Below are 6,271 nucleotides of genomic sequence, written 5' to 3'. Positions count from 1 at the left end.
AATATTTAAATCTTTATCTTGCCTTATTTAATGATCATCATTTCTGTTGCTTTAATGAGAGCCGTGACTTTGTCGCCAACAGCCAGCTTCAGGTCTTCAACAGAATCCACAGTAATGGCTGCTACCAGTTCGGTCCCCTTATAATCCATCACAACTTTAGCCATAACTGCGCCTTTGGTAATATCTTTAACAGTGGCTTCCAGCTTATTTCTTCCGCTAATCTTCATTGTAAATACACTCCTTTACTCAATTGGCATTACCCTTTTGTCTCCTGTTGAAAAGAAAGCTGGCTCTTGCTATAACAACTTTTCAATAGCCTCTTTCATGTCCAGCGGAGAGGTAGTTGGCTCATAACGCCCGACAACGTCTCCTTGCCGGTTTACGAGAAACTTGGTAAAGTTCCACTTTATAGAGTCGCCGGCAAGCAACTCCGGGAATTTATCCTGCAAAACTGACTGCAGTTTAGTTCCAATGGGATGGTTCAGGTCAAATCCTCTAAATGGCGCTTTTTCCGTCAGGTAAACAAACAAGGGATGGGCATTTTCACCGCGTACCACTGTTTTTTCAAACAAGGGAAAACTAACGCCATAATTAATCTGACAGAAGTTTTGTACCTCGGCATTGGTTCCAGGCTCCTGCTCAGCAAATTGATTGCTGGGAAAGCCAAGAATCGCTAACCCCTTATCGGCATAGATACTATATAGCTGCTGAAGTTCCTCATATTGGGGAGTAAAGCCGCATTTACTGGCAGTATTAGCGATGATTAATACCTTGCCTTTAAAATCCGCTAACGCAACCTCCCTGCCATCAATCGCTTTTACTCTGAAATCATAAATATTCATACCCATGTCCTCCTTTAGCGCTAAGGCGGTGCAACGCTTCTATTATAACCGCAGCCTCCCTGATTATTCATTCCCACGCCGTCTTCTGCAGAGCAGGACATTTTATTCAGTACCCTTACTTATTTAGAAAGCATGTCACTGTTGCGAGATTAAACCTAATTTTTTTCTTCAGCTGTCTTGTGACAGGTATCATAGTCAATCATTGTCCCAACACCAAAATGAACATAAACATCAGGATGACCAGGGAGAGGTATCCAATAACCAATTACCGTTCTCCCATTTGACTCCCCTTTTGAATAAGTGGCGCGCTGAGATGCAAGCGCCTGATTAGCAAGACACCGTTTGTGCTGTTCAGGTGAACCGATGGAAGAACATTTAATTCCGGCAGTTCCTCCGGCCTTGCTGCACGCCGAATTTACCGCAATGATCTCCCGGGTTTTATGCACCAGCATAACAGGCTCAGGAAAATTATCCCACATCAGATGAAAAGCCTCAATAATTTTAGTATCAATCATATAAACATCCTCCTGCCACTTTATTATTCTACTACCAGTCACTTACTGCATCTGTCCTGGTTTTCAATGTATTTTCGTAAAGCTTCCGCGCCTTCCGTTTGCCACCAGGCCTGATAGTAATCACGCCGGGTGCTGCTGCCTTGATATTGCTGGCTAACTCTATGGGTTTGATACTTTTTGAAGGGTTGACCCTGCTTATGGTATCCATGAGACCCAAACAACAAACGAAACATAATTACTAAACCCGTACCCTGCCAGTATGTAATTTCTTTTAAACCGAGAATATCGGGTAATAAGCTATTCCACAGCAGCATTATAAAATAACCAAAAATTAGGCCGAAACAAAGTGCCATCAGAATTCCTGCAAAAACATGAATGACGAGTACCTTCCCTCTCGATATGCAAATATCATTATAGGTTTTCATAAGCAAATCCCCTTATCTCACATCTTTTAATCTCATTTTCAGTATTTTAGCAGCCCGGCTTTTCCGGGATAACAATGTTCCAATTGGCTCTCCCCACTTAGCAGACAACTCCTTGAATGTGTATCTTTCAATCTCGGTAGCGACCCATACCGCCCGCTGTTTAGTATCCAGCTCCATGAGCGCCAGATAGAGTTGCTGCTTCATTTCGTCATTAAGTAGTTGCACCTCAATATTTGCATTAGGGTCAGCAATAACGTCAGTCAGAGCCCGCCCTGAGGAATCATCAAGCTTATCAAGTGATATCAGCACCCGGGACAGCCGGAGATGATCGATAATTCGATTACGGACAGAACCATATGCATAGGCAAGGATGCTTTCGATGTGGTGCCCAATACTCACCTTGTTATATATGTTAAAAACCACATCGGCCACGATATCTTCAGCATCCATATCAGAGATATCGGTTATCTTCCGGCGCACATACCGCAGAAAATTATCCCGTTCATTAAATACAAGCTCAATCAGATCCTTTTCCCGCTCATACATAACATCTCCATTCCCTCTTTTCTGTTGCCATATCAAATAACGCCACTACTACTCTGACGCGACAAGGCTCATATTATTGCACTTAAATTAAGTACATAACAAAAATCATTGTAAAAAAAGCACCTATAACTCACTTAGCTGCAAGTTATAGGCACTCTTGAGTTAGCACGGCCGGTTAACAAAGGGCCGGCTTTTTACTTCTTATCCACTAAGGCGTCGCTGGCATCAACCGGCCGCTCTTTATAATGCTTGCGTCCTGATACAATGGAGGATAGTTCACCGCTCTTCTCAACTATATCGTTATAAAACACCATATAAACATGCCCAAGCGCAAAGATCAGGAAACACCAGGCAATAACATGATGAACAATATGGGTCACATATTCATTGCCCAGCCAGCCGTTAACCGGAGCAACCAAATATGCGACAAACGAATTCGGGTTAATCATCGCGTACATGGCCAGTCCGGTTACCAATTCTATGACCATCAGAATATAAGCAATCAAATAGGAAGTTGCGGCTAAAGGGTTGCGCAGGTAGATACGATGATGGGGGCGGAGAAATGAATAATACGCTGCCATTTCTCCCAGTCCGCGCCAATAATCACCTGATCGGAAATTGGGGAACAGCCGGTTTCCCGGATAGGTAAACAGCAGATAGATACGAAGCAACAAGCTGCTGGCAAATATAAAGGCAGTCGTAAAATGAATAAACCGCATAGTTTCCATTGAAAACAGGTTTGTTACTGCAAAAGTCGGCTCAGTACCCTGGGTGCCGATATACCCCGGGCTGCCAATATAGAGTCCGGTCATAAATAAAACAGCCATGCAGACGACCATTAGCCAATGAAAAAACCGCAGTCCGGAACTTAATACACGATAAATGTACACCGCACTCACCTCCTGCCTACAAATAAGGGTCGGTATGGACAACAGCCACCTCCTGGCCGTTAGGCTTGTACAAGTGGGCTGCACAAGCCAGGCAAGGGTCGAAGGAGTGGATAGAGCGCAGGATTTCCAGTGGCTGGTCAGGCACCTTGACCGGGGTATCAATCATCGACATCTCGTAAGCACCCTGCTGTCCATTAGCGTCACGCGGACAGGCATTCCAGGTAGTCGGTACTACTGCCTGATAATTCTTTATGCGCCCATTTTCGATGACTACCCAGTGTCCCAGTGAGCCGCGCGGCACTTCGTGAATTCCTACCCCTTTTGTTGTCTTTGGCCAGGTGGCCGGTTCCCATTTATCATTATTCATTACTGTCGTATCACCATTGCGGATATTCTGGACAAGCTTATTAAAGAAGTAGCGTTCAAGAGCTACACAAACCTGACTTTCTAAAGCACGCGCTACCGTCCGGCCAACGGTTGTGGGCAGCCACACCTCTGGTGGCATGCCAAATAGCTTCGATGCCTCATCAATTTGTTGCACAATCATCGACTCAACCCAGTTAGGCTGGAGTATCCCCTGCTTAACCTTGGTATATACGATGATGTAGCGGGCTAACGGTCCAACCTCGGCCGTCTTGCCCTGCCAGGTGGGGGTCTTCACCCAGGAATATTTCCCGTTTTCATCTAATTCTTTCCACTGGTTGCCTTCTTTTTTTCCTGTGAATTGGAAGTTGGCTTCCGATACCCCCTGCCAGGGATGCAGGCTCTTACTACCCTCAGGGTATTTATACCAGGAGTGATCGACGGCTTCGGTGATTATACCTGCGTCTGCCAGGTCGGCAGCTCCGAAACCATGAAACGTAGCCTTAAGCACACCATCGGCAAAGTTTTCAACTACCCCGTTAGAGCGCATTAAGATCCGGTCATAAAATTCGCCAATCCCCTTAAAGGTATTATCCGGATAATCGCCATAACCCAGAACACGCTGTTTAGCCAGCCCGCCACCACCGGTTTGTCCTTTCGATAAGTAAATGTGAGCCATGGCAAGTACATCGGCAACATAATACTGATCAACTAGGGTATTGGTGAGGTTAATACTGGTATCAACAATCGCCAGACGGTTACTATTGATCGGGGCGTTCATATCGTTCATAGAAATAGCACAGGGCATCCCCCCCACAGCATAGTGGGGATGGGGGTTTTTACCGCCAAATACAACATGCGGCACCATAATATCCGCCTGCTTGTCCAGGGTGGCTAAATAATGAGCAATCCCAATCAGATGCACCTCCGGCGGTAGCAGCTCATAGTCCGGATGATCCCACCAGTGTGCAGCAAAAATACCCAGGCGTCCACTCTCAACTATGTCCTTAACCTTATTCTGAATATCTTTAAAGAATGCAGTGCTGGAGCGGGGAGCCTCTTTCGGATAGGCACTAAAATCATGGACGACAGGGCTGTCTATCTTAATCTGATACTTAGCTAAGATCGTATCCTGCAACTGGGCAGCAGCAGCGGGATCAGCCTTTAATGCGGCTACAGGACTGACCCAGTCAAGAGCATGGAGATGATAGAAATGGACCAAGTGATCATGAACCATGATAGACCCCGCCATGATGTTGCGTATGTAATTTGCATTTTTAGGAATCTCAATTCCTAATGCATCCTCAACAGCCCGGAGGGAAGCATTAGAGTGCTCTGATGTGCATACACCGCAAATTCTGCCGGCAAAAGCCCACGCATCCCTCGGGTCACGGTCCTTAAGCACGACTTCTATCCCTCGCCAGGCAGTACCACTGGACAAAGCGTCCTGGACCTTACCGTTATCATCAATGACTAACTCCAGACGCAAGTGCCCTTCAATACGGGTAATAGGATCAACGACAATTCGTTTCATACTATTTGCTACCTCCGATTGGTGTATTATCATTGCGTTGCTTTTCGTCGTGCGCAGAGTCCCGGCTATGACGCACGATACTTGCCCCGGCATGTACTGCAATACCTGCTGCCGTAGCACCGGCTATCGTCATCCCGATCTGATCCGCGTTACTAATGGTGTTAGGTGTGGCTACATTAGGCAGCCGTTCGAAGAACGGGTCGTTATCCCAAAAATCTTTATTGGCACAGCCAATGCAAGGCGAGCCTGCCTGAATCGGATACGACAACCCCTGCCACCAGCGCATATTCCCGCAGGAATTGTAGGTCATCGGTCCACGGCAGCCCATTTTATACAGACACCAGCCTGCCTTTGAGCCCGCGTCATCCAACCGCTCCACAAACATGCCGGAATCGAAAAAAGGCCGCCGATAGCAGGTATCATGAATCCGGTTGCCAAAGAATTGCTTCGGGCGTCCAAAACGATCAAGCGGGGGCAGCTGGCCGAAAAGGGTATAATGCATAATTACCCCGGTCATGACTTCCGGAATCGGCGGACAGCCCGGGACTTTAACAATGGGTTTATCTGATATAATCTGGCTTACTGCCACGCTGTTAGAAGGATTAGGTTTAGCAGCCTGAATCCCGCCCCAGGATGCACAAGAACCAAACTCCAGGACAGCAGCCGCCGATTTAGCAGTCTCTTTCAATACATCAACATAAGGAAAACCGCCAACAGTGCAGAAATTACCAGCGCTGCCCACCGGCACGCCACCTTCAACAACCAGCAAAAACTTGCCGGCGAACTCTTTCATCACCTGCTCACGATGCTGCTCTATGCCTATCCCCGAAGCAGCCGACAGGGTATCGCTATATTCCAAACTAATCATTGTTAAGAGAACATCGGAGGCCAGCGGTGCTTTTGAACGGATAAATGATTCGGAGCAGCCTGTACATTCTAAGCCATGCAGCCAGATTACAGGGACCAAGGATCGTTGTTCCGCCCGTGCAATAACGTCAGGCAAAGCAGTAGGTGCTAATCCCATCATACCGGTCAGGGCAACGCAAGTTTTTATAAAATCACGCCTTGAAAATTTTTTCTTCTGAAATAAATCCCATAATGATTGGTCGTAAAGCACATAATTCCCCCCTTAATGTTATAGGAATTCAACTTCAAA

8 protein-coding genes are annotated in these 6,271 nt (G+C 46.5%); all 8 read right to left on the bottom strand.

Annotated features, from left to right (window positions below):
* Positions 1 to 23 precede the first annotated feature (23 nt).
* Positions 24 to 227 carry a TOBE domain-containing protein gene (locus tag VN379_RS14445; RefSeq protein ID WP_325535028.1) on the bottom strand — a complete coding sequence of 68 codons (204 nt, stop codon included), beginning with the start codon at positions 225 to 227 and terminating at the stop codon, positions 24 to 26.
* Between the two features lie 69 nt (positions 228 to 296).
* Positions 297 to 842, bottom strand: a complete 546-nt coding sequence (locus tag VN379_RS14440) for a glutathione peroxidase (protein ID WP_325535026.1) — start codon at positions 840 to 842, stop codon at positions 297 to 299.
* 155 nt (positions 843 to 997) lie between these two features.
* On the bottom strand, positions 998 to 1,357 hold the full coding sequence (locus VN379_RS14435) for a hypothetical protein (RefSeq protein ID WP_325535024.1): 360 nt from the start codon (positions 1,355 to 1,357) through the stop codon (positions 998 to 1,000).
* A 38-nt stretch (positions 1,358 to 1,395) separates the two neighbouring features.
* On the bottom strand, positions 1,396 to 1,782 hold the full coding sequence (locus VN379_RS14430) for a hypothetical protein (protein WP_325535022.1): 387 nt from the start codon (positions 1,780 to 1,782) through the stop codon (positions 1,396 to 1,398).
* A gap of 12 nt (positions 1,783 to 1,794) precedes the next feature.
* A complete protein-coding gene (locus VN379_RS14425) occupies positions 1,795 to 2,328 on the bottom strand; it encodes a sigma-70 family RNA polymerase sigma factor (RefSeq protein ID WP_325535020.1) in 534 nt (177 codons plus the stop codon).
* A 194-nt stretch (positions 2,329 to 2,522) separates the two neighbouring features.
* On the bottom strand, positions 2,523 to 3,218 hold the full coding sequence (gene cybH / locus VN379_RS14420) for a Ni/Fe-hydrogenase, b-type cytochrome subunit (protein ID WP_325535018.1): 696 nt from the start codon (positions 3,216 to 3,218) through the stop codon (positions 2,523 to 2,525).
* 16 nt (positions 3,219 to 3,234) lie between these two features.
* A complete protein-coding gene (locus VN379_RS14415) occupies positions 3,235 to 5,115 on the bottom strand; it encodes a nickel-dependent hydrogenase large subunit (RefSeq protein WP_325535016.1) in 1,881 nt (626 codons plus the stop codon).
* A gap of 1 nt (position 5,116) precedes the next feature.
* A complete protein-coding gene (locus tag VN379_RS14410; RefSeq protein ID WP_325535014.1) occupies positions 5,117 to 6,232 on the bottom strand; it encodes a hydrogenase small subunit in 1,116 nt (371 codons plus the stop codon).
* Positions 6,233 to 6,271: the final 39 nt, after the last annotated feature.

It is taken from the genome of Sporomusa sp. (assembly GCF_035561255.1).
Classification (GTDB): domain Bacteria; phylum Bacillota; class Negativicutes; order Sporomusales; family Sporomusaceae; genus Sporomusa.
This window is presented reverse-complemented; position numbering and strand designations above follow the sequence as displayed.